The 24,592-nt window shown below is 33.0% G+C and carries 21 protein-coding genes; 15 read left to right on the top strand and 6 right to left on the bottom strand.

Annotated features, from left to right (window positions below):
• Nucleotides 1-11 precede the first annotated feature (11 nt).
• Nucleotides 12-1,040 (top strand): 6-phosphogluconolactonase, encoded by a 1,029-nt coding sequence (gene pglS / locus MHI13_RS17690; RefSeq protein WP_064210703.1) that lies wholly within the window; start codon nucleotides 12-14, stop codon nucleotides 1,038-1,040.
• A gap of 119 nt (nucleotides 1,041-1,159) precedes the next feature.
• Here the strand turns inward: pglS and MHI13_RS17685 are convergent, their stop codons facing one another.
• From MHI13_RS17685 to MHI13_RS17675, 3 genes are all read right to left on the bottom strand, one after another.
• On the bottom strand, nucleotides 1,160-2,539 hold the full coding sequence (locus MHI13_RS17685) for an aldehyde dehydrogenase (RefSeq protein WP_002435896.1): 1,380 nt from the start codon (nucleotides 2,537-2,539) through the stop codon (nucleotides 1,160-1,162).
• Nucleotides 2,540-2,733: 194 nt separating this feature from the next.
• Nucleotides 2,734-3,660, bottom strand: a complete 927-nt coding sequence (locus tag MHI13_RS17680; RefSeq protein ID WP_064210702.1) for a manganese-dependent inorganic pyrophosphatase — start codon at nucleotides 3,658-3,660, stop codon at nucleotides 2,734-2,736.
• 54 nt (nucleotides 3,661-3,714) lie between these two features.
• Nucleotides 3,715-4,269, bottom strand: coding sequence for a cysteine hydrolase family protein (locus tag MHI13_RS17675; protein WP_047796469.1), 555 nt, complete (start codon nucleotides 4,267-4,269; stop codon nucleotides 3,715-3,717).
• A gap of 196 nt (nucleotides 4,270-4,465) precedes the next feature.
• Here MHI13_RS17675 and MHI13_RS17670 point away from each other — a divergent pair, with 196 nt between their 5' ends.
• A complete protein-coding gene (locus MHI13_RS17670) occupies nucleotides 4,466-5,551 on the top strand; it encodes a glycosyl hydrolase family 28-related protein (protein ID WP_064210701.1) in 1,086 nt (361 codons plus the stop codon).
• Nucleotides 5,552-5,659: 108 nt separating this feature from the next.
• Here the strand turns inward: MHI13_RS17670 and MHI13_RS17665 are convergent, their stop codons facing one another.
• Together MHI13_RS17665 and MHI13_RS17660 are read right to left on the bottom strand one after the other, a co-directional pair.
• Nucleotides 5,660-6,463: a prephenate dehydratase gene (locus tag MHI13_RS17665; RefSeq protein WP_064210700.1), complete on the bottom strand. Its 804-nt coding sequence runs from the start codon at nucleotides 6,461-6,463 to the stop codon at nucleotides 5,660-5,662.
• A gap of 17 nt (nucleotides 6,464-6,480) precedes the next feature.
• Nucleotides 6,481-7,548, bottom strand: coding sequence for a nitric oxide synthase oxygenase (locus MHI13_RS17660; protein WP_064210699.1), 1,068 nt, complete (start codon nucleotides 7,546-7,548; stop codon nucleotides 6,481-6,483).
• Nucleotides 7,549-7,755: 207 nt separating this feature from the next.
• Between MHI13_RS17660 and MHI13_RS17655 the strand changes: the two genes are divergently transcribed.
• From MHI13_RS17655 to MHI13_RS17610, 10 genes are all read left to right on the top strand, one after another.
• Nucleotides 7,756-9,225 carry a nicotinate phosphoribosyltransferase gene (locus MHI13_RS17655; RefSeq protein WP_064210698.1) on the top strand — a complete coding sequence of 490 codons (1,470 nt, stop codon included), beginning with the start codon at nucleotides 7,756-7,758 and terminating at the stop codon, nucleotides 9,223-9,225.
• Nucleotides 9,218-10,039 carry an ammonia-dependent NAD(+) synthetase gene (nadE, locus tag MHI13_RS17650; RefSeq protein WP_064210697.1) on the top strand — a complete coding sequence of 274 codons (822 nt, stop codon included), beginning with the start codon at nucleotides 9,218-9,220 and terminating at the stop codon, nucleotides 10,037-10,039. Before MHI13_RS17655 ends, nadE begins: the two co-directional genes overlap by 8 nt.
• Nucleotides 10,040-10,124: 85 nt before the next feature.
• The gene (locus MHI13_RS17645) at nucleotides 10,125-10,751 is read left to right on the top strand and encodes a DUF2179 domain-containing protein (RefSeq protein WP_002453623.1); all 627 of its coding nucleotides are present in this window, start codon (nucleotides 10,125-10,127) and stop codon (nucleotides 10,749-10,751) included.
• The gene (locus MHI13_RS17640) at nucleotides 10,735-10,914 is read left to right on the top strand and encodes an NETI motif-containing protein (protein WP_002469715.1); all 180 of its coding nucleotides are present in this window, start codon (nucleotides 10,735-10,737) and stop codon (nucleotides 10,912-10,914) included. Before MHI13_RS17645 ends, MHI13_RS17640 begins: the two co-directional genes overlap by 17 nt.
• Before the next feature lie 281 nt (nucleotides 10,915-11,195).
• Nucleotides 11,196-12,491: an adenylosuccinate lyase gene (gene purB, locus MHI13_RS17635; RefSeq protein WP_002435899.1), complete on the top strand. Its 1,296-nt coding sequence runs from the start codon at nucleotides 11,196-11,198 to the stop codon at nucleotides 12,489-12,491.
• Nucleotides 12,492-12,614: 123 nt separating this feature from the next.
• Nucleotides 12,615-12,917 carry a YerC/YecD family TrpR-related protein gene (locus MHI13_RS17630; protein WP_002435940.1) on the top strand — a complete coding sequence of 101 codons (303 nt, stop codon included), beginning with the start codon at nucleotides 12,615-12,617 and terminating at the stop codon, nucleotides 12,915-12,917.
• 305 nt (nucleotides 12,918-13,222) lie between these two features.
• Nucleotides 13,223-13,912, top strand: coding sequence for a heptaprenylglyceryl phosphate synthase (locus tag MHI13_RS17625; protein ID WP_002435967.1), 690 nt, complete (start codon nucleotides 13,223-13,225; stop codon nucleotides 13,910-13,912).
• Nucleotides 13,912-16,107: a DNA helicase PcrA gene (pcrA, locus tag MHI13_RS17620; RefSeq protein ID WP_064210696.1), complete on the top strand. Its 2,196-nt coding sequence runs from the start codon at nucleotides 13,912-13,914 to the stop codon at nucleotides 16,105-16,107. Before MHI13_RS17625 ends, pcrA begins: the two co-directional genes overlap by 1 nt.
• A 7-nt stretch (nucleotides 16,108-16,114) precedes the next feature.
• The gene (ligA, locus tag MHI13_RS17615) at nucleotides 16,115-18,118 is read left to right on the top strand and encodes an NAD-dependent DNA ligase LigA (RefSeq protein WP_064210695.1); all 2,004 of its coding nucleotides are present in this window, start codon (nucleotides 16,115-16,117) and stop codon (nucleotides 18,116-18,118) included.
• A gap of 12 nt (nucleotides 18,119-18,130) precedes the next feature.
• Complete coding sequence (locus MHI13_RS17610) at nucleotides 18,131-19,339, top strand: CamS family sex pheromone protein (RefSeq protein ID WP_064210694.1); 1,209 nt, start codon at nucleotides 18,131-18,133, stop codon at nucleotides 19,337-19,339.
• Between the two features lie 73 nt (nucleotides 19,340-19,412).
• Here the strand turns inward: MHI13_RS17610 and putP are convergent, their stop codons facing one another.
• Nucleotides 19,413-20,948 (bottom strand): sodium/proline symporter PutP, encoded by a 1,536-nt coding sequence (putP, locus tag MHI13_RS17605; protein ID WP_064210693.1) that lies wholly within the window; start codon nucleotides 20,946-20,948, stop codon nucleotides 19,413-19,415.
• A gap of 379 nt (nucleotides 20,949-21,327) precedes the next feature.
• Between putP and gatC the strand changes: the two genes are divergently transcribed.
• The 3 genes from gatC to gatB are packed head-to-tail and all read left to right on the top strand — an operon-like array spanning nucleotide 21,328 to nucleotide 24,529.
• Nucleotides 21,328-21,630 (top strand): Asp-tRNA(Asn)/Glu-tRNA(Gln) amidotransferase subunit GatC, encoded by a 303-nt coding sequence (gene gatC, locus MHI13_RS17600; protein ID WP_002435888.1) that lies wholly within the window; start codon nucleotides 21,328-21,330, stop codon nucleotides 21,628-21,630.
• Between the two features lies 1 nt (nucleotide 21,631).
• On the top strand, nucleotides 21,632-23,089 hold the full coding sequence (gene gatA / locus MHI13_RS17595) for an Asp-tRNA(Asn)/Glu-tRNA(Gln) amidotransferase subunit GatA (protein ID WP_064210692.1): 1,458 nt from the start codon (nucleotides 21,632-21,634) through the stop codon (nucleotides 23,087-23,089).
• 12 nt (nucleotides 23,090-23,101) lie between these two features.
• Complete coding sequence (gene gatB / locus MHI13_RS17590; RefSeq protein ID WP_002435944.1) at nucleotides 23,102-24,529, top strand: Asp-tRNA(Asn)/Glu-tRNA(Gln) amidotransferase subunit GatB; 1,428 nt, start codon at nucleotides 23,102-23,104, stop codon at nucleotides 24,527-24,529.
• Nucleotides 24,530-24,592 lie beyond the last annotated feature (63 nt).

Raw genomic sequence — 24,592 nt, 5'->3', positions numbered from 1 at the left:
GAGGGATAAATATGACTATTGGATATATTGGTTCTTATACTAAGCAAAATGGCAAGGGAATTTACCGTTTCGAATTAGAAGATTTAAAAGGGACAATAAAAGAAGTTCAAACAGGTTATGAAATAGAGGCGTCTACATATTTAACTAGAAATGAAAACTATTTATACGCAATTACTAAAGAAAATGAAAATTGTGGTGTAGCAAGCTTCAAAATAACGCAAAATGGTGATTTAGAACTAATTAATAAATGTTTAGCATCTAAAAATGGAACAGGATGTTATATACAAATTTCAAGTGATAACAATTATTTATTTGAAGCTGTTTATGGTGCTGGAATTGCACGAATTTATAAGTTAAATAAAGATACTGGAGAAATTGAAAAACTTATTGAAGAAATTGAACATGAATATCCAACAGGTCCACATGAAAGGCAGGAATCCCCGCATGTCCATTTTTTAAATGAAACGCCAGATAATAAATATGTAGTAGCAACCGATTTAGGCTCAGATAGAATTGTTGCTTATACATATGGTGACCAAGGTTTAAAAGAATATGCTGTTTCACAATTTAAAGAAGCGGATGGCACAAGGCACATTACTTTTAGTAAAGATGGTAAATACGCATATGTAGTTCACGAATTATCTAATTATGTAAGTGTAACTGAATATAATGATGGTGAATTTAAAGAAATTGAGAGACATCTTACAATACCTCAAGATTTTAAAGAAGAATCGAAATTAGCTGCGGTAAGATTATCTCATGATCAGAAACATTTATATGTAAGTAATAGAGGTCATGATAGCATAGCTATTTACGAAGTTGTTAAAAATGGAAAATCATTAAAAATGGTGGATATTCAACCGACTAAAGATGAATTTCCTAGAGATTTTAATATTACGCCGGATGATAACTTTGTAGTATGTGCTCATCAAGAAGGTGAGTCTAAAGTAACTGTGTTTAAAAGAGATAGTGTCACAGGAAAACTTGAATTTATTGATGACCACGAAAGTGCACCTGAAGGTGTTTGCGTCTTATTCTAAATGATTAAGCTCCATATGTAATTAGTAAGCGATGCCATTCTATAAGGTACACCAAAATTTTACCTTTCAGAAATGCATTCACACCAAATTACATATGGAGCGTTATTATAGTTAATTATTTAATTTTTAAAGAAGGCTTTAATATATTTAAATTTGCCTTTATAAGGCGGGAAATAGATACTTGATTCTAAACGTGTAGATTTAAATGTATATGATTTCATATGACTAAAGGTATCAAAAGAATATTTGCCATGATATTGACCGATACCTGAAGCCCCAATGCCACCAAATGGTAAATTAGGATTTGCTAAATGCATAAGTGTATCATTTATAGCTCCACCACCGAATGATAATTCCTCTAATACGCGGTGTGTAGAATTTTCATCCTCACTAAAAAGATATAAACTTAAAGGTTTAGATTTACTCTGAATAATTTGAATTGCCTCATCGAAATCATCATAAGTAATAATTGGTAGAATAGGACCAAAAATCTCTTCCTGCATAACTTTATCTTGTAGATTAACATTGTCTATTAATGTAGGTTCAATATATAAATCTTCTTCAAAGCTTTTACCACCGAAAATAGTTTTACTCTCATGAGTTTCTAATAATTCATTTAAGCGGTTGAAATGTTTTTGATTAACAATTCTTCCAAAATCAGGACTTTCTTTGATGTTTTCCCCATAAAATTCTGTAATTGTTTGTTTTAGTGCTTTAATAAAATCATTTTTAACTTTTCGATCAATTAGTATATAATCAGGTGCTACGCATGTTTGTCCTGCATTCGTAAATTTTCCGAAACTAATTCTTTCACTAGCGACTTTTAAATTTGCAGTTTGGTCAATAATGACTGGAGATTTACCACCTAACTCTAAAGTAACAGGTACCAGATTTTTAGCAGCCGATTCATAGATGATTTGTCCAACTTTTTCGCTACCAGTGAAAAACATATAGTCGAACGGTAAATGAATTAATGTTTGAGTTTCCTCAATGCCACCTTTAACAACTGAAATATAATTCTCTTCAAAAGTTTCTTGAATTATATCTTGAATTACTTCTGCTACGTTAGGGGTAAGTTCAGAGGGTTTAACAATGGCAGTATTACCTGCAGCGATGGCTCCAATTAAAGGTTCGAATACTAGCTGTACAGGATAATTAAAGGGACCAATAATTAAAACAGTACCGTAGGGTTCATTTTTGATATAACTTTTAGTTGGAAATAAATAAAGCGGTGTTTCAACTTGTTTAGTTTTAGCCCAATTTTTTAGTTCTTTTCTGGCAAGTTTAATGCTTTTTAGTAATATACCAATTTCTGTAGCATAAGCTTCTACTTTGCTTTTTCCTAAATCTTTATTAAGTGCTTCTAGTAAAGCTTGTTCATGATTTTTGATACTTTTACTTAAAGCTTTTAATTGGTGCTTCCTAAATTTTAAATCTTTAGTTTTATTTGTTTTGAAAAATTGCTTGCTAATATTAAATTGTTGTTCAATATCGTTCATTTTAAAGTTTTACCTCCCTGAAATTTTTATGGTAGTAAAAGAGGTCTATGTACTCACTTAAATTTTTAATTAGGAAAACAATAAGACACTTAATAAATTTATACCCCAAAAAAGCTCTATTAATGTTATTTTTTATAATAAAAAAAGGAGCATTTTAAAATGCTCCCAAATTCATTTAAAATTAATTCAAATAATTATGATAATACTTCAGTAATTTGAGGTACCACTTGTTTCTTACGAGAAACTACGCCAGATAAGAAGGCCATACCATCATCTAATTGAACATTAAATGCTTCGCCTACTTTATCTTTTTCAGCACCGACAACTAAAATTTTAGAATCACTGTTAATAATATCAGTTACTACAAGTACGAATAAGTCATATTTTTCGTTTGCGCTTATCTCTAACATTACTTTTTCTAATTCATCTTTACGGTTAAGTACTTCGTCGATATCTACAGTGTTAACTTGTGCGATACGAGTGACATAGTCGCCCATAGTAAATGATTTAGCATCCATACCTAATAGGGTTTCTGCAGATTTATCAGTAGTAGAAGCACCAGCTTTTAGCATATCTAAACCATAGCTATCTAAATCAACATTGGCAATTTCTTTTAATGCTTGAGCTGCGTTAACATCTTCTTCAGTACATGTAGGTGATTTAAATAATAAGCTATCTGAAATTATAGCTGAAATCATTAAACCAGCAATTTCAGGTTTAATTTCAAATCCACGTTCTTTATACATTTTGTATAAAATAGTAGCAGTACATCCCACTGGTTCAGCTCTGTAATAAAGTGGGGAAGCTGTTTCAAAATTTGCGATACGGTGGTGATCAATCACGTGTCTTACAGATGCGTCAGCGATTGAATCAGCACTTTGTTGAAATTCGTTATGGTCAACTAAAATAACATCTTCATTATTTAATTCTTCAGATAATAATTCTGGGGCTTCTACTTTAAAGTAATCTAAAGCGTATTGTGTCTCAGCACTAACTTCACCTAATCGGTAAGCTTTTGCTTCAGAGTTACCAGTTTGTTGTTCAAAATCAGCCATGATAATAGCTGAAGAAATTGCATCTGTATCTGGATTTTTGTGCCCAAAAATAAAAGTTTTTGTCATTTTCAATATCTCCTTATTCATTTATATTTAATCACATTTTAGCATGATTTTAGTTTAATCTTCTACCTTAGCACCTAGTGAGTTTTGGAAATGCGCTAGTGCCCAAATATGCCCTTCTTGGTTAAAGGATGCTACACCTCGGCTTGGAATTGTGACGTTATAACCTAAGTTATAGGCTGAAATCGCTGTATGTAACACACATATATCCGTGCAAACACCTACAATTTCTACATTTTTAATATCACGTTCTCTCAACAAACTATCTAATGGTGTACCATAAAATGAATCATATCTTGTTTTATCCAAGTAATGGACTTGTGAATTATGCTTGTTTTTCTCGTATATTTCACCAACTTTTCCATATAAACTACGGCCATTTGTTCCATAAATGTTATGAGGTGGAAAAAGTTGTGTCTCAGGGTGGTACAGGTCATTCTCATAATGGACATCCATTGTAAAAAAGATATCTTCTTGACGGTCAAGATACGTTTCAATTCTACTTAAAATATAATCCTCTATTTCTTGACCAGGCTTCCCACAAGTAAGTTTTCCATCATTCGCAATAAAATCAATAGAATAATCCACTATAATTAGTGCGTTTTTATTCATTAAAACATCCTCCCTCTAATGTGTTTAAAAAGCACTATATTGGTATATTTATATATAAATAAGACTTTTTGATGTGTATTTATACTAAAATTAATTTTTAAAATAAATACAATATCATTAATGAAATATAACTTTAGTATATAGAGTTCACATCAAGCATACAATCATTATTTTTATAAAACGGGGGGATTACCGAATGTTCATTAATGCCAGGGAATTTGGTTTAACTGGAGAAAATAAATATAAAGACACAAGAGCAATTCAAAAAGCATTAAATTATGCCAAAAAAGGTAAACACACTGTTTTTATCCCTAAAGGTACATATCATATTAGAAAAGCTTTGGTCATTTATGATTCTACAACGTTGCTACTCGATGATGAGGCAGTTCTTTTGCGAGTAGGGAAAGATGCATTGCTAAAAAATGGTAAACCTTATATTTTTTACCATAAATATTCTGGAAATAGTCATATTTATATTAAAGGTGGCACGTTTGATATGAATGGGGGCGACTTTCCATACAACAATACTGCTATGAGTATAGGTCATGCTGAAGATATTCAACTTATCGGCGTAACCTTTAAAAATATAGTGGGTGGACATGCATTAGATGCATGTGGTTTAAATGGCTTACATATTACAGATTGTTCATTCGAGGGTTTTCTCGACATAGATGGAGATCGTTCATTTTCAGAAGCAGTTCAATTAGACATTCAAGTGCCAGGTGCATTTCCTAAATTTGGCACAACTGATGGTACAATTACTAAGAATGTTGTTATAGAGAATTGTTATTTTGGTAATTCTGATCATCCGAAAATGAAAGCATGGAATCGTGCAATAGGTTCACACGCAAGTCGCTATAATAGATTTTATGACAATATTCATATTAGAAATAATGTGTTTGATAAATTGAAAGAATTTGCTTTAACACCGCTAAAGTCTAAGAATACATTTATTTCAAAAAATGAATTCAAATCATGTAATGGTGGTATACGATTTCTTGGCGTGAAAGATGGTAAAAATGCAGCAGACCCTCAAACAGGTCAAGTTATGGGTACACAAGCAGGGGAAAATTTCAATGTGATTGGTAATACCTTTACAGGAAAGATGGAAAGAGATGCTGTTCATATAAGGAGTTATAATGATGTGAAACACCACCATGTATTTATAGCAGGTAATCATTTCGATGATTCAACGCAAACTCTACATCTAGAGGATATAAAAGATCTAACTCTTAATCAGGAAGAGGAATTTTTAAAAATCGAAAAAATTAATGTCGAATAGCTATACAAATATATTAATAAATCCTAAGCATCATTAAAAAATAAATAAATTAAACAATAAACCCGCTAAATAACTTTTGTTTAGCGGGTTATTTAAATATTTGAATTTCTAAAATCTTTTATTAAACGAACCTATTAAATTTACTGTAAAATCTAACGTTTTTAAAATAGTAATTACTTTATTAACATCGTTGGTTACAGGTGTGTCTGCTTGTACGAAGAAGCGGTACATTCCCAATTGAGTTTTTAAAGGTCGTGATTCAATCCATGAGAGGTTGATATTAAATAATGCAAAGGTATTTAATACACTCGCTAACAAACCAGGTTTATCATACTGAGGGGTAATTAAGAACATGGTTGTATTAGTATCATCTTCAAAGTGTGTATGATTTTTAACAATTAAAAAGCGTGTGACATTATGCGGATAATCTTGAATATGCAAATCAATAGGTTGATATCCATAAGTTTCTCCACTACCTAAAGGCGCAATAGCACCTATACCTTTGGCTATTTTATCTAAACTTTGAATTGTACTGTCTGTATAATCGTACAGAAATTGATGTTGGTGTATATAATTGGTTGTTTGACTGATAGCAGGCGCGATTGAATAGACTTTTTTAATGTCATGTAAACTATCAGAAGGATAGCCATACAATGCAAAATCAATATCTAAGTGAATTTCACCATGAGCATAAATTTTTTGTTCAGCTAATGCGTCAGCTACGATGTTAATCGTACCTTCGATAGAATTTTCTATGGGAACGATACCGATTGAGTTATCGTCACTTGAGACTGCTTTGATCACTTCGTGAAGGTTTGACTTAGCTAAATATTTGATATCATTTTCTAAAATAAGTTTTTGTGAAGCGAGATAAGAGAAAGTTCCTTTAGGTCCTAAATAATATAATCGCATGTTTCACCCCTATAATTTTAATGAAAAGGGCACTTCATAGGTTCATTCTTTTTATAGTAGAAATTAGTTGATCGCATCGTATTATCATAACCATGATGATAGTTAGATGTTAACGTTGGCGATAAAGGTGGTGCTAACCATGACCATTTACAAGTCACGTGTCTATCATGCTTTAGTTCATTTCGTTCAAACATTTCAAACTGCTTTGAGGCAGTTAAATGGTCGACAATAGAAACGCCCTCAGCTTTAAAGGAATGATATACGGCATAGTTTAATTCTAAAAGTGCTCGATCCTTATTAAATGAATTATTTTTAAGTGTATCAAATTCGAAGGCTTCTGCAACTTTTTCTAAAAGATTATAACGATAACTATCTATGAAATTACGTACACCTATCTCAGTTACCATATACCATCCATTAAACGGCGCAGTAGGATAAATGATTCCGCCAATTTTTAAATCCATATTGGAAATGATTGGCACTGCATACCATTTTAAATTTAAATGTGCTAATTTTGGATACTGGTCATGAAATATTGGTACCTCTTTAATAAGATGTTTTGGATACTCATGAAATTTTAGTGCTTCATTAGGCATTTGATATATCAAAGGTAATATATCGAAATCTGTACCTTCACTGCTCCATCCTAAATGTTGAGCCAATCGTGTCACTTTTTTCTCAGATGGATCTCCTGCTTTGTCATAACCTGCGTAACGAATAAGCTGATTATTATATATTTTAGGGCCATTTTTGGGTGAATAAATTGTAATAAGTGGCTTGATTTTACCATTATTAGTCGCTTTATTTATATGTTGGTGAATTGTATCAATGAATTCTTCTTCATTTTCAACATGACGCGCATCTTCCACATTTAGAGATTCCCAAAATAGTCTCCCAATACAACGATTAGAATTTCTCCATGCCATTTTCGATCCATATACCAATTCTTCATAAGTATGGGTGTAGCTTCCTGTTTCTTTAATTTCTTCTTCAATTTCATTAAGTCTTTGTTGAGTTTCACTTGAGCTATAATTTAATTCATTAAACATGGTTTGAATAAATGATTTAGCCTCATCTAATAACATTTAAAACACCTCATCCGTATTATAATCGAGGTTTTAAAAATACTCAGTTAAAATATTCAATTGTCATGAATTTGTCGTTTAGAGTTTTGTGACAACCAAATTTAAAAACTATTATAACATTCTGACTTCTTAGGTAAGTCGTTTACTTTCACAATGTGAATTATGATAAACTAGTCGTAAATGACTCGGTTGATTGGAGAGATTTGAGTGTACCAATTTAAAGATGACAGCTTAATGCTACAAAATGACTTATATCAAATTAATATGGCGGAAAGCTACTGGAATGACGGCATTCACGAAAGAACTGCTATTTTTGATTTATATTTTAGAAACATGCCTTTCAACAGTGGTTATGCGGTTTTTAATGGTTTAAAACGTGTAATTGACTTTATAGAGAATTTTGGTTTCTCTGATGCTGATATAGACTATTTAAAAACAATAGGCTATAAAGATGATTTTCTAAGTTATCTAAAGAATTTAAAATTTACAGGTAATATTCGCTCTATGCAAGAGGGGGAATTATGTTTCGGTAATGAGCCATTAATAAGAGTTGAGGCTCCATTAATTCAAGCTCAACTTATTGAAACAATTTTATTAAATATAATTAATTTCCACACACTTATAGCGACTAAGGCGAGTAGAATCAGACAAATCGCTATGAAAGATACATTGATGGAATTTGGAACTAGAAGAGGTCAAGAAATTGACGCTGGCTTATGGGGGGCTCGCGCAGCCTTTATTGGTGGATTTGACTCAACTAGTAATGTAAGAGCGGGTAAGCTATTCGATATACCAGTTTCAGGTACGCATGCGCATGCATTAGTTCAAACATATGGTGAGGAGTATACAGCATTTAAAAAATATGCTGAACGACATAAAAATTGCGTCTTTTTGGTAGATACTTTCCATACATTAAAATCGGGCGTGCCTACAGCAATAAAAGTAGCTAAAGAGTTGGGTGACACTATCAACTTTATTGGAATTAGATTAGATTCTGGAGATATTGCTTATTTATCTAAAGAGGCAAGACGTATGTTAGACGAAGCTGGCTTCACAGAAGCTAAAATTATTGCTTCAAATGATTTGGATGAGCAAACAATAACAAGTTTAAAAGCACAAGGAGCTAAAGTGGACGCATGGGGTGTGGGAACTAAATTAATTACTGGTTATGATCAACCTGCACTCGGTGCAGTATACAAACTAGTAGCCATTGAAACTGAGGATGGTACTTTTAGTGATAGAATCAAGCTTTCTAATAATGCCGAAAAAGTAACAACTCCTGGTAAGAAGAATGTCTATCGCATTATTAATAAAAAGACTGGAAAAGCAGAAGGTGACTATATTACGCTTGAAGGAGAAGATCCATCAACTGAAAAACCTCTCAAACTATTCCATCCAGTACATACGTATAAAATGAAATTTATTAAATCATTTGAAGCGAAAGATTTACATCATACCATCTTTGAAGCTGGTAAGCTAGTATATCAACTTCCTAGCGAACGTGAAGCTCAGGCATATTTGACTAAAAGTTTAGATACACTTTGGGAGGAAAATAAGCGTTACTTAAACCCTCAAGAATATCCTGTAGATTTAAGTGCTAAATGTTGGGAAAACAAACATAAACGTATCTTTGAAGTAGCAGAACGTGTTAAAGAGATGGAGGAAGATCATGAGTAAATTACAAGATATTGTTGTTAAAGAAATGAAAGTTAAACAACAGATTGATAGTGAAAAAGAAATAAATGAAATCAAACATTTCATTAAGTCTTATGTTCAATCTCATTCTTTTATTAAATCGCTAGTACTTGGAATTTCTGGAGGACAAGATTCTACATTAACAGGAAAAATTGTACAGTTAGCTGTAAATGAATTACGCTCTGAGGGACGTGAATGTAAGTTTATAGCAGTTAAATTACCGTATGGTGTACAAAAGGATGCTGATGAAGTAGAAGATGCACTGCAATTTATAGAACCTGATGAAACAGTTACAGTTAATATCAAACCTGCAGTAGACCAAAGCGTCCAATCTCTTAAGGAAGCGGGTATCGAATTGACAGATTTTCAAAGAGGAAATGAAAAAGCTCGAGAACGTATGAAAGTTCAATTTTCGATTGCTTCAAACCAAAGTGGAATCGTTGTTGGAACTGATCATTCTGCTGAGAACATTACTGGTTTCTATACTAAATATGGTGATGGTGCGGCTGATATTGCTCCAATTTTTGGATTGGACAAAAGACAAGGTAAGCAGTTATTAAAGTATTTAAATGCACCAAAACATTTATATGAGAAAGTACCAACTGCAGACTTAGAAGATGATAAGCCACAATTACCTGATGAGGAAGCTCTAGGTGTGACTTATGATCAAATAGATGATTATCTCGAAGGTAAAGATATACCCGCTGAAGCGCGAGAAACTATTGAGAAACATTATGTTAGAAATGCACACAAACGTGAACTTGCATATACTAGATATACTTGGCCTAAAAACTAAAATTTGAAATAAAATTATTCTTAGTGACAAAATAATGTGTGACTGGTAAAATGATTTGGATTTATAGTTAGAAAAGAGGAATAATATGTCGGCAATCGCTCATAATCCATGGCTAATGGTATTGGCCATATTTGTAATCAATGTCTGTTATGTCACATTCTTGACGATGAGAACCATTTTAACATTGAAAGGCTATCGTTACATTGCTGCAGTGGTAAGTTTCCTTGAAGTACTTGTATATGTTGTTGGTTTAGGATTAGTTATGTCTAGTTTAGATCAAATCCAAAATATTTTTGCATATGCATTAGGCTTCTCAGTTGGAATCATCGTCGGTATGAAGATAGAAGAAAAACTAGCGTTAGGTTATACCGTAGTCAATGTGACTTCGTCAGAGTATGAATTAGATTTACCTAATGAATTAAGAAATTTAGGTTATGGTGTAACTCACTATGAAGCGTTTGGACGTGATGGTAGTCGAATGGTTATGCAAATTTTAACGCCACGTAAATATGAATTTAAGCTTATGGATACCATAAAAAACCTTGACCCTAAAGCGTTTATCATTGCTTATGAACCTAGAAATATTCATGGTGGATTCTGGGTTAAAGGGGTACGCAGACGTAAACTTAAAGCTTACGAGCCAGAACATCTAGATGTTGTAGTAGAACATGAAGAATTAGAAAGTGCGAAGACAAATGAGCAAAAAGTTTAAAGTTGAAGATAATGAGACCATTGCTGATTGCTTAGCTCGTATGCGCGAAGAAGGTTTTATGCCAACTCGTAGAATGGAAAAACCAGTCTATAAAGAAAATAAAGATGGAAGTATAGAAGTGCTCAAACAGGATATAATTTTTGTGGGTAAACCTATTAATTAAATCCATAATGCAAATTTCAATTGTGGTGCTTTTTAAATTTTTGAGTAGAACGGATATTTGTTTTGAAAGTCAGATATCTATTCTACTCTTTTTTTATAGTTAATTGAGTTTCTAAAGTAATTACAATAAAATATGAATATAAGGAAAAAACATTTATACATTTAGCTATAGTTTTGTTAAACTATAACCAACGAGTTAAATACGAACTTTTTTGAAAAAATCAAGTTTAATGTACAGTTTTTAAAATCTGCAATAATACATACGATTGGAGTTATTAAAGAATGATTGAACGCTATTCAAGAGAAGAAATGTCTAAAATTTGGACAGATCAAAATCGCTATGAGGCATGGTTAGAAGTAGAAATATTAGCATGCGAGGCATGGAGTGAATTAGGATATATCCCTAAAGAAGATGTCAAAAAAATTCGTGAAAATGCTAAAGTTGACGTTGATCGTGCAAAAGAAATTGAACTAGAAACACGTCATGATGTTGTAGCTTTTACAAGACAAGTGTCTGAAACGCTTGGTGAAGAAAGAAAATGGGTTCACTATGGTCTTACTTCAACAGATGTTGTAGATACCGCATTAAGCTTTGTTGTTAAACAAGCAAATGAAATTATTGAGAAAGACTTAGAAAGATTTATTGAAGTATTAGCTAATAAGGCTAAGAATTATAAATATACATTAATGATGGGGCGCACACATGGTGTCCATGCTGAACCGACTACTTTCGGTGTCAAAATGGCACTTTGGTATACAGAAATGAAACGTAACCTTAAACGCTTTAAAGAAGTGCGTAAAGAGATTGAAGTGGGTAAAATGAGTGGTGCAGTAGGTACATTTGCTAATATTCCTCCCGAAATTGAAGCATATGTTTGTAAGCACTTAGGCATTGATACTGCACCAGTTTCTACTCAAACATTACAGAGAGATCGACATGCATACTATATTGCTACTCTAGCGTTAATTGCTACTTCCTTAGAGAAATTTGCAGTGGAAATCCGTAACCTACAAAAAACAGAAACACGTGAAGTAGAAGAAGCTTTCGCTAAAGGACAAAAGGGGTCATCAGCTATGCCGCATAAACGTAACCCTATTGGTTCTGAAAATATTACAGGTATTTCACGAGTAATTCGTGGATATATTACTACAGCATATGAAAATGTACCTCTTTGGCATGAGCGAGATATTTCTCATTCATCTGCAGAAAGAATTATGTTACCAGATGTAACAATTGCTTTAGATTATGCATTAAACCGATTCACAAATATTGTAGATCGCCTTACTGTATTTGAAGATAATATGAGAACTAACATTGATAAAACATTTGGTTTGATTTTCTCACAACGTGTGTTATTAGCTTTAATTAATAAGGGAATGGTTAGGGAAGAAGCCTATGATAAAGTTCAACCAAAAGCAATGGAATCATGGGAAACTAAAACACCATTTAGAGAATTAATTGAACAAGACGATACCATCACAAATGTTCTATCTAAAGAAGAATTGGACGAGTGTTTCAATCCTAAACACCATCTTAATCAAGTTGATACAATTTTCGAGCGTGCTGGATTAGAATAAAAATGATAAACTAAATGTGATAAATGCGACTTAAATCCTATACTTTTTTCATTGAATCTACTACACTTTAACTAATTAGTACGTTAAAATGATAAAATAATAAGTGTATAGGGGTTGTTCGAGATGCAAATTGAAAAATTACGTGGGCAAGCATTGGATGAATTATTTGATGCGATCCTAGCGCTAGAAAATAGAGAAGAATGCTATCAGTTTTTCGATGATTTATGCACTGTGAATGAAATACAGTCGCTATCTCAGAGACTTCAAGTTGCTAAAATGATTAAACAAGGTTATACGTATGCAACGATTGAAGACGAATCGGGTGCATCAACTGCAACGATATCTAGAGTTAAGCGTTCGTTACAATGGGGTAATGATGCATATACTATGATTTTAGATAGACTTAATATAGAAACAAAGTCATAAAAGCATTTGAATGATTTAGTAAATGTTCTAAGAATTAATTTTTATGTTTTATATATTTAGGCTTCAAGAAGTGTTAATCCACTTTTTGAAGTCTTTTTAATATTTGGGGTAATAAGTGGTTAATCAAATATATTATCAAGATGTGCAAGATATAAAGATTTAACTTTGAAAAATCTAAGATTCAGTTATCTTTAAAATCATTAAGTTTTATCAGAAATGATGTATTATTATCTTTTTTACTCTTTAGAACTTAACACTTAAAAATGCTATAATTTAGGGTATGTTAAATAAAGGAGTTTCAGAAAATGTATGACATAACAAAGTGGAAACATATATTTAAACTAGATCCGGCTAAGTCAATATCTGACGATGATTTAGAAGCAATATGCATGTCAAATACAGATGCAATTATGATTGGTGGTACGGATAATGTAACCGAGGATAATGTCATTCATTTAATGAGTAGAGTGAGACGTTATCCATTACCACTTGCATTAGAGGTTTCAAATGTTGAAAGTGTAATGCCTGGATTTGATTTTTATTTTATTCCTACAGTGATGAATAGTAACGATACAACATATCATAATGGTATTTTATTAGAAGCTCTCAAACAATTTGGTCATGTAATAAACTTTGAGGAAGTAATATTTGAAGGGTATTTAATACTGAATTCAGATAGTAAAGTTGCACGCAAAACTGGAGCTCAAACGGAACTAAATATTGAAGATGTTGAAGCATATGCTCAGATGGCTAATGAACTCTATCATTTCCCTGTTATGTATTTAGAATATAGTGGGGCATATGGTGACATAGAAAAAGTAAAGGCCGTATCTCAAATGCTTACTGAAACACAACTCTTCTATGGTGGGGGTATCTCAAATTTAGGTCAAGCTCAAGAAATGGCTGACTTTGCAGATACGATTATCGTAGGAAATATTATATATACTGATATTAAAAAAGCGCTAAAAACTGTAAAAATAAAGGAGTCTAATTAATGAATTCGCTAGTAAAGAATATGAATACAGAACAAAGTGAAGCCGTAAGAACGACTGAAGGGCCATTGCTTATTATGGCTGGCGCGGGGTCAGGGAAAACACGCGTATTAACACATCGTATTGCTTATTTATTAGATGAAAAAGATGTGTCTCCTTACAATATTTTAGCGATTACTTTTACGAATAAAGCAGCTAAAGAAATGAAAGAACGTGTTGAACAATTGGTCGGAGAAGAGGCACAAGTTATTTGGATGTCCACATTTCATTCTATGTGCGTGAGAATCTTAAGAAGGGATGCAGATAGAATTGGAATAGAACGCAATTTCACTATCATTGATCCTACTGACCAAAAATCTGTTATTAAAGATGTTTTGAAAAATGAAAACATAGATAGCAAGCGTTTTGAACCAAGAATGTTCATTGGAGCAATAAGTAATCTTAAAAATGAATTGAAAACACCAGATGATGCTCAAAAAGAAGCAAATGACTTTCACTCACAAATGGTTGCTACTGTATACAAAGGTTATCAAAGACAATTATCACGAAATGAAGCATTAGACTTTGATGATTTAATAATGACTACAATAAACCTCTTTGAACGTGTTCCTGATGCGCTAGAATATTATCAAAATAAGTTTCAATATATTCATGTCGATGAATATCAAGATACAAACAAAGCGCAGTACACTTTAGTGAAATTACTTGCTAATAAATTTAAAAATCTTTGCGTTGTAGGTGACTCAGATCAATCTATCTATGGTTGGCGTGGTGCTGATATACAAAACATTTTATCTTTCGAAGAGGATTATCCTGAAGCGAAGACCATTTTCCTAGAGCAAAATTATCGTTCTACTAAAAATATATTAAATGCAGCTAATGAAGTGATTAAAAACAATTCAGAACGTAAACCTAAGGGATTATGGACTGCAAATACAGGTGGAGACAAAATCCAATATTATGAAGCGATGACAGAACGTGATGAAGCTGAGTATGTTGTGAAAGAAATTATGAAACATCAAAGAAATGGTAAGAAGTATAGCGATATGGCAATACTTTATAGAACTAATGCACAATCACGTGTACTAGAGGAAACATTCATGAAATCTAACATTCCATACACTATGGTTGGAGGTCAAAAGTTCTATGACCGTAAAGAAATCAAAGACTTACTAAGCTATTTACGCGTAATTGCGAATAGTAACGATGATATTAGTTTACAGCGTATTATTAATGTTCCTAAAAGAAGGATAGGGCCTTCTTCAGTTGAGAAGATTCAAACCTATGCAGTTCAAAGCAATATAAGTATGTTCGATGCATTAGGAGAAGTGGACTTTATTGGTCTCTCTAAGAAAGTTACACAGGAATGCATTAACTTTTATGAGACAATAACTCATTTAATAAAGGAACAAGAATTTCTTGAAATAAGTGAAATTGTAGAGGAAATCTTAAAAAAATCAGGTTATCGTGACATGTTAGAGAGAGAACAGACACTTGAATCACGTAGTCGTTTAGAAAACTTAGATGAATTTATGTCTGTACCGAAAGACTATGAGGAAAATACACCATTAGAAGAACAATCTTTAATCAATTTCTTAACTGATTTATCACTTGTCGCTGATATAGATGAAGCAGATACACAAAGTGGTGTAACGATGATGACTATGCACTCTGCGAAAGGTTTAGAGTTTCCAATTGTCTTTATTATGGGTATGGAAGAATCACTATTCCCTCATATTCGAGCTATTAAAGCAGATGATGATCATGAAATGGAAGAAGAACGTCGAATTTGTTATGTGGCAATTACCCGTGCTGAAGAATTATTATATGTCACGAATGCCACTACAAGAATGTTATTTGGACGTTCACAATCCAATATGCCTTCTAGATTTTTAAAGGAAATTCCAGAAGAGTTACTTGAAAGTCATACTGGTAATAAACGTCAAACAATCCAACAACCTAAAGCTAAACCACAACAGAAAAGAGGATTTAGCAAACGAATGACTTCATCTAAGAAACAAGTTTCATCTTCAAAATGGAAAGTAGGAGACAAGGTGACTCACAAAGCTTGGGGTGAAGGAATGGTTAGCAATGTAAATGAGAAAAATGGTTCGGTAGAATTGGATATCATATTTAAATCTGAAGGACCTAAACGTTTACTAGCTCAATTTGCGCCAATAGAGAAGAAGGAGGACTAATAAGGGGATGAAAGATTTACAATCTCGTGTAAATGAACTACATGATTTATTAAACCAATATAGCTATGAATATTATGTACAGGATAATCCATCTGTACCAGATAGTGAATATGATAAATTATTACATGAACTTATAGATATTGAAGAGAAGCATCCCGAATATAAGACTGCTGATTCACCTACTGTACGTGTAGGTGGAGAGGCGCAGTCCTCATTTGAAAAGGTAAATCATGATACACCAATGTTAAGTTTAGGGAATGCATTTAATGAAGAAGATTTAAGAAAGTTCGACCAACGTATTAGAGAAAATATCGGAAACGTCGAGTATATGTGCGAACTTAAAATCGATGGATTAGCTGTTTCTCTCAAGTATCAAAATGGTAGATTCGTTCAAGGATTGACACGAGGTGATGGCACTACTGGAGAGGATATTACTGAGAATTTAAGAACTATCCACGCTATACCATTAAAAATTAAGGAACCACTTAATTTTGAGGTGCGTGGAGAAGCCTATATGCCTAGACAATCATTTATGAATCTAAATGCGGAAAAGGAAGAGAATGGTGAACAACCTTTTGCGAATCCAAGAAATGCAGCAGCAGGATCTTTAAGACAACTTGATTCTAAACTTGCAGCCAAAAGAAAGTTAAGTGTCTTCTTGTATAGCGTAAATGATTTAACTGAGTTTGATGCAACAACTCAAAGTGGGGCTTTACAAGAACTTGATGACTTAGGTTTTAAAACAAACCAAGAAAGAGAACGAGTAGCTGATATTGATGGTGTTCTCGACTATATAGAGAAATGGACTGAGAAAAGAGAGTCTTTATCATATGATATTGACGGTATTGTTATTAAAGTAAATGATTTAGATCAACAAGAGGAAATGGGGTACACACAGAAATCTCCAAGATGGGCAATTGCCTACAAATTTCCTGCTGAAGAAGTCGTTTCAAAACTATTAGATATCGAGTTAAGCATAGGGAGAACTGGTGTAGTAACTCCAACAGCTATTCTTGAACCCGTTAGAGTAGCAGGTACAACTGTTTCTAGAGCGTCTTTACATAATGAGGACCTCATACATGAAAGAGATATTCGTATTGGTGACAGTGTAGTAGTTAAGAAGGCTGGTGACATCATTCCTGAAGTAGTCAAGAGCATATTAGATAGACGACCAAAGGATGCCAAGACATATCATATGCCAACACATTGCCCAAGTTGCGATCATGAGTTGGTTAGAATAGAGGGTGAAGTTGCACTTCGTTGCATCAATCCTAAATGTCAAGCACAACTTATAGAAGGACTAATACATTTCGTCTCTAGACAAGCAATGAACATTGATGGACTTGGAACGAAAATTATTCAACAATTATATGAAAATGAGTTAATCAAAGATGTTGCAGATATCTTTTATCTTAAAGAAGAAGACTTGCTTCCTTTAGAACGTATGGGTAATAAAAAAGTTGAGAATCTATTAGCTGCTATAGAGAGAGCTAAAGATAACTCACTTGAACATTTATTATTTGGTCTAGGTATCAGACATTTAGGTGTTAAAGCAAGCCAAGTACTAGCAGAGAAATATGAAACGATGGATCGTTTATTAAATGTGACTGAGGAAGAACTCGTAGCGATACATGATATAGGTGATAAACTAGCTCAATCTGTTGTCACTTATTTAGAAAATCAAGATATTCGTGCTTTAATTCAAAAATTAAAAGACAAAAATGTTAATATGAATTATAAAGGAATTAAAACTACAGAAATTGAGGGCCATCCTGAATTTAATGGTAAAACTATTGTATTAACTGGTAAACTAGAACAAATGACAAGAAGTGAAGCTACACAATGGTTAGAAATGCAAGGGGCTAAAGTAACAAGTAGTGTTACTAAAAGTACAGATATTGTTATAGCCGGTGCTGACGCAGGTTCTAAACTTGCTAAAGCTGAAAAGTTTGGTACAGAAATTTGGACTGAAGATGAATTTGCTAAAAAACAAAAAGAATTAAATAATTAGAGGAGTACGTCGATGAAGCGAACAATTATTTTACTCATTTCGACAATATTTTTATTAGCTGCATGTAATAACAATCAAAAAGATAACCAATCTGATAAAGAGGAAAGTGGAAGTAAGAATAGTCAAAATACGAACCAAGTAAAACAAATTGCAACAGACAAAAATGTTCAAGGAGATAATTATAGAACAATTTTACCCTTTAAAGAGAGCCAAGCGAGAGGTCTCTTGCAAGATAATATGGCAAATAGCTATAACGGTGAAGATTTTGAAAGTGGCTTATTGACTTTAAGTAAAGAAGTATTCCCGACAAATAAATATCTTTACCAAGATGGACAGTATTTAGATAAGAAGACAATTAATGCCTATTTAAATCCTAAATACACGAAAAAAGAAATTGATAAGATGAGTGAGAACGAGAAGAAAAGTAAGAAAGCGAATGAAAACCTTGGTCTTAATCCTTCGCAGAATGGTGAAACAGACGAAGAAAAAATAGCAAAACAATCACCAGCTTATCTTTCAAATATACTAGAACAAGATTTTTATGGTAATAATGATTCTAAAGCTAAAAATATCAAAGGCATGACGATTGGACTAGCTATGAATAGTGTTTACTATTATCAAAAAGAAAAAGATGGAGAAACATATAGTAAAAAATTAGATGATAAAGAAATTGAAAAACAAGGTAAACAAATGGCAAGTGAAATGTTATCTCGCTTACGTGAAAATAGCGATTTAAAAGATATACCAATTCATTTTGCAATTTATAAACAATCAGGCCAAGATTCTATTACACCAGGTGAATTTATTGCTGGTGCAACTGCAGATGATGGTAAAACGAAAATTAATGAATGGGACGCTATTAAAGAAAAATCAGCCTTGCTTCCTTCTTCAACTGCAGAGGATTATAATGAAACATTAAATAATAATTTCAAACAATTTAATGATAATTTACAATCTTACTTCTCTAACTTTACTCAAGCAGTAGGTAAAGTGAAATTTATTAATAAGAAACCAAAACAATTAACTGTTGATTTACCAATCGATTATTATGGGCAAGCTGAAACTATTGGTATTACTCAATATGTTACAGAGCAAGCTGAAAAATATTTTGATAATATTGATGAGTATGAAATTCGCATCAAAGATGGTAATACACCTCGTGCATTAATTAGCAAATCGAAAGATGATAAAGAACCACAAGTTCATATCTATCATAATTAATATAGTTATAGGCGCCTTCGACTAGAATAAGTGATAAAGTCGAAGGCGCCTATTTTAATGTTAAATTTAGAATTTATTCTCGAACGATTTGCTTCACTTTGTTTAAATCATTTTCAACGAAGGTACCTGGCTTCTTAGTTAATTTACTTACAAAATAAGTAACCATTACGCTGATGATAAAGCCTGGAATAATTTCGTACATTCCAAATAATTCGTTGACCGAAGCAAGTGGTTTAATCCATGCTATCCAAATGATAACGACTAGAGAACCTGCAATCATACCACTCACGGCTCCAGCACGTGTGAGGTCTTTCCAATACAGTGAAAATAGTACAAGTGGGCTAAATGCAGCACCAAAACCTGCCCAAGCATTACCCACAAGGTTAAGAATTGTGTCATTTGGATGCCAAGCGATAGCTATTGCAACAATGGCAACAACTAGTACTGACAAACGGCCTACCATTACAAATTCTTTTTGATGAGCTACTGCTTTATCTTCACCCCGTACAAGTTTATAAAAATCTTCAGTTAAAGAACTAGATGTTACTAATAGTTGGGAAGAAATAGTGCTCATAATTGCAGCTAAAATTGCCGCTAACAAGAAACCACCAACAAGAGGGTGGAATAAAACTTGGCTCATAACAATAAATAGTGTTTCTGAATCTTCTAATTTGATGTGTTTTTCAGAAATAAACGCGATACCTGTTAAACCAACTCCCACTGCACCAAGTAAACCTATTGCCATCCAACTAATTCCTAAACGTCTTGCTTTAGGTAATAACTTATGAGATTTAATAGACATGAATCGTACTATGATATGTGGTTGTCCAAAGTAACCAAGTCCCCAAGAAAATAGAGATATAATACCAATTACAGTTGTCCCTCTAAATAAATCTAAATTTGTTGGTTTCATTTGTGCCACTTCATGAAACGTGTCCCATCCATTTAATTTTAAAAGGGCAACAATAGGTACCATTACCATTGCAATAATCATAATCACGCCTTGGAAAAAGTCAGTAATTGATACAGCTAAATAACCTCCGAAAAAGGTGTATAGGATAACGATGACTGCAACTAATATCAATCCAAAATGGTAATTAAGTCCGAAGGCACTTTCGAATAATTTACCACCTGAAACGAATCCAGAATGAGTATATAAAGTAAAGAAGACAACAATAATTAATCCGGAAATAATTTTAATCACATTTTGGTTATCATTCAATCTATTCTTGAAGAAATCAGGTAAGGTGATGGCATCCCCAGCAATTTCTGTATAGACTCGTAATCTAGGAGCGACGACGAAATAGTTGATATATGCACCAAGTGTTAAACCTATTGTTATCCATATGGCAGAAAGACCTGTGCTATAGACTGAACCTGGAAGTCCCATAATCATCCAGCCACTCATATCAGAAGCACCTGCTGATAGAGCTGTAATATATGGTCCTATATTACGTCTTCCTAGCATAAATTCACTTAAATTGCCCGTAGCTTGTTTGTAACCGTAAAAGCCGATAACGAGCAGAATAATGAAGTAAGCTGCAATCATAATGTATGTTTGCCAATTCGCATCGACTTGGTTACTGAGTGTAGAACCTAATGTCAGCATATGAAACACTCCCTTTACTTTGTTTTTAAATAAGTTATTTGTAATATTATACATGATAATGAAATGTTCAGAAAAGTAAAAATTCAATATTTGTAAAAAAATAGCTTTAATACCAGTATAGAAAGCGCTTACTCGAAAGTTTGAAATTAACTTTCGATTGTATAAAATTGCATATTATTTAAAATTTAAAAGTAGAAGTTGTATGAATGTTATTATGTAAGATTGAATTAACTTAAATATGTAACCTAATTTAAGGAAGTTTATAAAGGCTGATATATCAAGCCTTTATTTTATCTAACATCGTTATAAAAACTTAGATTTTTATAGCGAAATTTGATACAATTTGATGATGAATGAGTATTAAGGAGGCTTTTATTTAATGACTAAAGTTACACGTGAAGAAGTTGAACATATTGCTAATTTAGCTAGACTTCAAATTTCTTCTGAAGAAACAGAAGAAATGGCTAATACCTTAGAAAGTATTTTAGATTTTGCGAAACAAAATGATAGTGCTGATACTGAAGGTGTTGAGCCAACTTATCACGTATTAGATTTACAAAACGTGTTACGTGACGATAAAGCAATCGAGGGCATTCCTCAAGAATTAGCATTGAAAAATGCAAAAGAAACAGAAGATGGACAATTTAAAGTGCCATCCATCATGAATGGGGAGGACGCTTAAGATGAGTATTCGCTATGAATCTGTTGAAAAATTAACAGAAATGATTAAGAACAAAGAAATTAAACCTTCTGAAGTTGTTAAAGATATTTATGCAGCTATTGAAGAAACAGACCCAACTATCAAATCTTTCTTAGCTTTAGATAAAGAGAATGCTATTAAAAAAGCAGAAGAACTAGATGATTTACAAGCGAAAGATCAAATGGACGGTAAATTATTCGGTATTCCTATGGGAATTAAAGATAATATTATTACCAAAGATGTAGAAACTACATGTGCGAGTAAAATGCTTGAAGGATTCGTACCAATATACGAGTCTACTGTAATGAATAAATTACATGGAGAAAATGCCGTACTTATTGGTAAATTAAATATGGATGAGTTTGCAATGGGTGGTTCAACTGAAACATCTTACTTTAAGAAAACGTTAAACCCATTCGATCATACAGCAGTACCTGGAGGTTCTTCTGGTGGTTCAGCAGCAGCTGTTGCAGCAGGTTTAGTACCATTTAGTTTAGGATCTGATACAGGAGGTTCTATCAGACAACCAGCAGCATATTGTGGTGTCGTAGGTATGAAACCTACATATGGACGTGTATCACGTTTTGGTTTAGTGGCTTTTGCTTCTTCTTTAGATCAAATTGGTCCTATTACACGTAACGTTAAAGATAACGCAATTGTACTTGAAACAATTTCAGGTGTAGATGCAAATGATTCAACTAGTGCACCAGTAGAAAATGTTGATTTCACTTCAGATATTGGTAAAGATATCAAAGGTCTTAAAGTAGCTTTACCTAAAGAATACTTAGGAGAAGGTGTAAGTGAAGAAGTCAAAGCATCTGTTAAAGAAGCTGTTGAGACATTAAAATCTTTAGGTGCTGAAGTAGGAGAAGTTTCATTACCTAACACTAAATATGGTATTCCTTCTTATTATGTAATTGCATCATCTGAAGCATCTGCAAACTTAGCTCGTTTTGATGGCATCCGTTATGGCTACCATTCAAAAGAAGCTCAATCGTTAGAAGAGTTATATAAAATGTCAAGATCTGAAGGCTTCGGAGCTGAAGTTAAGCGTCGTATCTTCTTAGGAACATTCGCTTTAAGCTCAGGTTACTACGATGCTTACTATAAAAAGTCTCAAAAAGTGAGAACATTAATTAAAAATGATTTTGATAAAGTATTTGAAGAATATGATGTAGTGGTAGGACCAACTGCGCCAACAACTGCATTTAATTTAGGCGAAGAAATTGATGATCCATTAACTATGTATGCAAATGATTTACTAACAACACCAGTTAACTTAGCTGGTTTACCTGGTATTTCTGTTCCTTGCGGACAATCTAACGGACGACCAATTGGTTTACAATTTATCGGTAAACCTTTCGATGAAAAGACGTTATATCGTGTAGCTTATCAATATGAAACACAATACAACTTACATGACGCATACGAAAAATTATAAGGAGTGGAAACCATGCATTTTGAAACAGTTATAGGACTTGAAGTTCACGTTGAGTTAAAAACAGACTCAAAAATGTTCTCTCCATCACCAGCACATTTTGGAGCTGAACCTAACTCAAATACAAATGTTATCGACTTAGCATATCCAGGTGTATTACCGGTTGTAAATAGACGTGCAGTAGATTGGGCTATGAGAGCTTCAATGGCTTTAAATATGGATATCGCTACAAATTCTAAATTTGACCGTAAAAACTATTTCTATCCTGATAATCCAAAGGCATATCAAATTTCTCAATTTGATGAACCAATTGGTGAAAATGGTTATATTGATATTGAAGTAGATGGAGAAACTAAACGTATTGGTATTACACGTCTTCACATGGAAGAAGATGCGGGTAAATCAACACATAAAGATGGTTATTCTCTAGTTGACTTAAACCGTCAAGGTACGCCTTTAATTGAAATTGTTTCTGAACCTGACATTCGTTCACCTCAAGAAGCTTATGCTTATTTAGAAAAGTTACGTTCAATTATTCAATATACAGGTGTTTCTGATTGTAAGATGGAAGAAGGATCACTACGTTGTGATGCTAATATTTCATTACGCCCTTATGGACAAGAAGAATTTGGTACCAAAACTGAATTGAAAAACCTTAACTCATTTAACTATGTAAGAAAAGGTTTAGAATATGAAGAAAAACGCCAAGAAGAAGAATTACTTAATGGTGGCGAAATTGGGCAAGAAACACGTCGCTTTGATGAATCAACTGGTAAAACTATTTTAATGCGTGTTAAAGAAGGTTCTGATGATTATCGTTATTTCCCAGAGCCAGATATTGTACCTTTATATGTTGATGAAGAATGGAAAGAACGTGTACGCCAAACGATTCCTGAGTTGCCAGATGAGCGTAAAGCTAAATATGTGAATGATTTAGGTTTACCTGAATACGATGCACATGTCTTAACACTTACCAAAGAAATGTCAGATTTCTTTGAAGGTGCCATTGAACATGGTGCTGATGTTAAGTTAACGTCTAACTGGTTAATGGGTGGCGTAAATGAATATTTAAATAAAAATCAAGTCGAATTACAAGATACACAATTAACACCTGAAAATCTTGCAGGAATGATCAAATTGATTGAAGACGGTACTATGAGTAGTAAAATTGCTAAAAAAGTTTTCCCAGAACTTGCAGAAAATGGTGGAGATGCTAAACAAATTATGGAAGATAAAGGTTTAGTACAAATTTCAGATGAAGCGACGTTATTAAAATTCGTTAATGAAGCTTTAGATAATAATCCTCAATCTGTAGAAGACTATAAAAATGGTAAAGGCAAAGCTATGGGCTTCTTAGTTGGACAAATTATGAAAGCTTCAAAAGGCCAAGCTAACCCTCAAAAAGTTAATGGTTTATTAAAACAAGAATTAGATAAACGCTAATCCGTCACATATCATTTTCAAAGCTTCTATTACATGTCAACAAACATGTGATAGAAGCTTTTT

This window comes from Staphylococcus sp. FSL K6-0223 (assembly GCF_038008285.1).
This window is presented reverse-complemented; position numbering and strand designations above follow the sequence as displayed.

What these genes read in the sequence shown, in the direction of transcription:
- pglS (WP_064210703.1), top strand. Translation starts at nt 12, where the DNA reads ATGACTATTGGATATATTGGTTCTTATACTAAGCAAAATGGCAAGGGA.
- MHI13_RS17685 (WP_002435896.1), bottom strand. Translation starts at nt 2,539, where the DNA reads ATGAACGATATTGAACAACAATTTAATATTAGCAAGCAATTTTTCAAA.
- MHI13_RS17680 (WP_064210702.1), bottom strand. Translation starts at nt 3,660, where the DNA reads ATGACAAAAACTTTTATTTTTGGGCACAAAAATCCAGATACAGATGCA.
- MHI13_RS17675 (WP_047796469.1), bottom strand. Translation starts at nt 4,269, where the DNA reads ATGAATAAAAACGCACTAATTATAGTGGATTATTCTATTGATTTTATT.
- MHI13_RS17670 (WP_064210701.1), top strand. Translation starts at nt 4,466, where the DNA reads ATGTTCATTAATGCCAGGGAATTTGGTTTAACTGGAGAAAATAAATAT.
- MHI13_RS17665 (WP_064210700.1), bottom strand. Translation starts at nt 6,463, where the DNA reads ATGCGATTATATTATTTAGGACCTAAAGGAACTTTCTCTTATCTCGCT.
- MHI13_RS17660 (WP_064210699.1), bottom strand. Translation starts at nt 7,548, where the DNA reads ATGTTATTAGATGAGGCTAAATCATTTATTCAAACCATGTTTAATGAA.
- nadE (WP_064210697.1), top strand. Translation starts at nt 9,218, where the DNA reads ATGAGTAAATTACAAGATATTGTTGTTAAAGAAATGAAAGTTAAACAA.
- MHI13_RS17645 (WP_002453623.1), top strand. Translation starts at nt 10,125, where the DNA reads ATGTCGGCAATCGCTCATAATCCATGGCTAATGGTATTGGCCATATTT.
- MHI13_RS17640 (WP_002469715.1), top strand. Translation starts at nt 10,735, where the DNA reads ATGAGCAAAAAGTTTAAAGTTGAAGATAATGAGACCATTGCTGATTGC.
- purB (WP_002435899.1), top strand. Translation starts at nt 11,196, where the DNA reads ATGATTGAACGCTATTCAAGAGAAGAAATGTCTAAAATTTGGACAGAT.
- MHI13_RS17630 (WP_002435940.1), top strand. Translation starts at nt 12,615, where the DNA reads ATGCAAATTGAAAAATTACGTGGGCAAGCATTGGATGAATTATTTGAT.
- MHI13_RS17625 (WP_002435967.1), top strand. Translation starts at nt 13,223, where the DNA reads ATGTATGACATAACAAAGTGGAAACATATATTTAAACTAGATCCGGCT.
- pcrA (WP_064210696.1), top strand. Translation starts at nt 13,912, where the DNA reads ATGAATTCGCTAGTAAAGAATATGAATACAGAACAAAGTGAAGCCGTA.
- ligA (WP_064210695.1), top strand. Translation starts at nt 16,115, where the DNA reads ATGAAAGATTTACAATCTCGTGTAAATGAACTACATGATTTATTAAAC.
- MHI13_RS17610 (WP_064210694.1), top strand. Translation starts at nt 18,131, where the DNA reads ATGAAGCGAACAATTATTTTACTCATTTCGACAATATTTTTATTAGCT.
- putP (WP_064210693.1), bottom strand. Translation starts at nt 20,948, where the DNA reads ATGCTGACATTAGGTTCTACACTCAGTAACCAAGTCGATGCGAATTGG.
- gatC (WP_002435888.1), top strand. Translation starts at nt 21,328, where the DNA reads ATGACTAAAGTTACACGTGAAGAAGTTGAACATATTGCTAATTTAGCT.
- gatA (WP_064210692.1), top strand. Translation starts at nt 21,632, where the DNA reads ATGAGTATTCGCTATGAATCTGTTGAAAAATTAACAGAAATGATTAAG.
- gatB (WP_002435944.1), top strand. Translation starts at nt 23,102, where the DNA reads ATGCATTTTGAAACAGTTATAGGACTTGAAGTTCACGTTGAGTTAAAA.